At 71.6% G+C, this 2429-nt stretch carries 3 protein-coding genes; 2 read left to right on the top strand and 1 reads right to left on the bottom strand.

Going from position 1 to position 2429, the window contains the following annotated elements:
• Positions 1 to 228: 228 nt before the first annotated feature.
• Together ACZ7IF_RS16705 and ACZ7IF_RS16700 are read left to right on the top strand one after the other, a co-directional pair.
• The gene (locus ACZ7IF_RS16705) at positions 229 to 576 is read left to right on the top strand and encodes a hypothetical protein (protein WP_470971525.1); all 348 of its coding nucleotides are present in this window, start codon (positions 229 to 231) and stop codon (positions 574 to 576) included.
• A 72-nt stretch (positions 577 to 648) separates the two neighbouring features.
• Entirely contained in the window at positions 649 to 924 is a 276-nt protein-coding gene (locus tag ACZ7IF_RS16700; RefSeq protein ID WP_470971518.1) for a hypothetical protein, read from the top strand.
• A gap of 504 nt (positions 925 to 1428) precedes the next feature.
• Here the strand turns inward: ACZ7IF_RS16700 and ACZ7IF_RS16695 are convergent.
• The gene (locus ACZ7IF_RS16695; RefSeq protein WP_470971512.1) at positions 1429 to 2316 is read right to left on the bottom strand and encodes a helix-turn-helix transcriptional regulator; all 888 of its coding nucleotides are present in this window, start codon (positions 2314 to 2316) and stop codon (positions 1429 to 1431) included.
• Positions 2317 to 2429: the final 113 nt, after the last annotated feature.

Here is a 2429-nt window from a genome sequence, read left to right as displayed (position 1 = left end):
TACCCCCCCCCCCTCCCCCCCCCACCCCCCCCCCCCCCCCCCCCCCCCCCCCCCCCCCTCCTCTCCCCCCCCCCCCCCCCCCCCCCCCCCCCCCCGGGGGGGGGGGGGGGGGGGGGCCCGCCGGCGGAGACGCCCACCTCGGCGGAGGCGCCGCGGCGGACGTGGGAACCGTGTTCAGCCACCCGAACCGGTTCGGCCACCCACCTCCATGATCACTACAGTCTCGGTGTGACCACACGAGACGACTTGCTGACAGACCTGATCAACCGGACCGAGATGAACGGCGACGGCCCGCGCATCACGATCGCCACCGAAGGCGTGGTGATCACCGGGCGCCTCACACCGCACCGGCGCTGGGCCACGGACGTCGCCGAACGACTGGGCGACGCGGGCCTGCCCGACGAACGGTTCGCCGAGGACTTCGACCGGGAGGCCGCGGAGATCCCCGACTACCCGCCTGCCTTCCTCAACCTCCGTGGCTGCCAGCTGATATCCGGCACCAGCAGCCTCCCCACCGCCCTGGGCGAGTACTTCAGGATCCCGCTCTCCGCGGTCAGCGCGTGGAGCGTGCGATGACCCGGTACCCGTGCCCGGATCGGACAAGGCCCCGCCGGGCCGATCGGGCGCAGAGGATGTCAACGTTGAGCCGTGACATGGAACGAAGCCGAGTACCTCGACTACCTGCGGGCCGAACGGCGTGCCTACGCATGGGTGATGCAGCACCACGGAGGGCTGGCCCCGAAGGAGGCCGAGGAGGCCGCCTCCGAGTGGTACCGGTACGAACCGGCCGGGGACCCGTACCGCGGGCTGGTCTTCCACGACGAGGCCTGGCACTGGGCGATGCGGGCGATCCACGGCGATCGGTACACAGTGGAACACCCCGAGCTCGTGCATCCCTCACCTGGCTACCTGGCCCTTGAGTAGCCGGGGGAGGGGGCGGCGGTCACCTGATCCCGGTCTCGGACGAGTCGGAGCGCTTCGTCCAACGCCTCAGGCGGTCCGGTCCACAGAGGCTTCGTCATCGCTCATCGCCGAGTAGACGGTCACGATCGATGCGATGACGTCCACCTCGACCGGACCGACGATCCTTCGCCACCCGAGCTCCGGCAATCCGCCGACCCGACGGGGGCATCGACGCACGGCTCAATCTCGACTTCGCCATGCCGACCGTCCACGGCGCCTAGGACATCGGGATCCTGATGTCCGCCGACACCGACCTGAAGCCCGCCCTCGAATACGTCGCCACGGTGAACGGCAACCGGGCCCCGGGCAGAGGCGGCCGCCTGGTCGGCGCAAGGCCAGCACCGCCACCGGCGGGGCCGCACCCGTGCTGCGATGAAGCCGTTCACCATCGACCGATCAGGGTGAGCGCAAGTTCGAGTGTGGGTGCTCACCCTGGGGCGCCGGAGAGCCGCGTGGATGGCATGGTCACCGTGGGGCAGGGCGTGGGTCTGCTCGTCGTGTGGGAGCAGTCGTGGTCCAGGCGAGCAGCATGTGCAGGGCATCGTGCGAAGGGGTGTTGGGCTCGGCGGCGTAGGTGATCAGCGCCTGATCGGGGTCTTCGGCGCTGCGCAGGGTGTCGTAGGAGAGTTCCAGGTCGCCGACGACGGGGTGGTGGAACTGCTTGGTGCCGGCGGTTTTGTCCTGGACGGGGTGTTCGGCCCACCAGCGGCGGAAGTCCTCGCTCTTCATGGACAGTTCGCCGATCAGGTTCGCCAGCTCGGGGTCGTCGGGGTGTCGTCCCGCTGCCAGGCGCAGGTAGGCGACGTTCTCGCGGGCGCAGGCGGTCCAGTTCGCGTAGAGGTTTCGGGAGGAGGGGGCCAGGAAGGTGATCCGGGCGATGTTGCGCTCTGCCTGGGGCAGGGCTGCGTAGTCTCCGAACAGTGCGGATGCGCCCTGGTTCCAGGCCAGGATGTCCATGCGACGGCCCATCACCATCGCGGGCAGGTCCGTCAGTTCGTCGAGCAGGCGCTGGAGCATGGGGCGCACGCGCTGCGACGGGGCCCGACGACGGGTGGCCGTGCGTGCGGCGGTGGACTGCGCCTGGGTAAGGCGGTGGAGGTGCGCTGTCTCGTCCTGGTCGAGGCGAAGGGCGTGGGCGAGGGCGTCCAGGACTGCCGGTGAGGGATTGGGCACGCGGCCCTGTTCCATCCGGGTGTAGTAGTCGACGCTCACGCCGGCGAGCTGGGCGATCTCCTCGCGGCGCAGTCCGGCCACCCGGCGTCGTCCGCCGAAGTCCGGGAGCGCGAGGTCCTCGGGTCGCAGATGGGAGCGGCGGGTGCGCAGAAACTCGCCCAGGCCAAGCGTTGTGCTCATGCCGACATTGTGCCTGCTGGTGGGGGTGGGGGGGGGGGGGGGGGGGGGGGGGGGGGGGGGGGGGGGGGGGGGGGGGGGGGGGGGGGGGGGGGGGGGGGGGGGGGGGGGGGGGG

It is taken from the genome of Streptomyces sp. NPDC037421 (assembly GCF_055602105.1).
Note: the sequence above shows the minus strand (reverse complement) of the source record. Positions and strands in the feature narration are given on the sequence as shown.

Excerpts from the sequence above, each read along its gene's own strand:
- ACZ7IF_RS16695 (WP_470971512.1), bottom strand. The coding sequence starts at position 2,316 with ATGAGCACAACGCTTGGCCTGGGCGAGTTTCTGCGCACCCGCCGCTCC.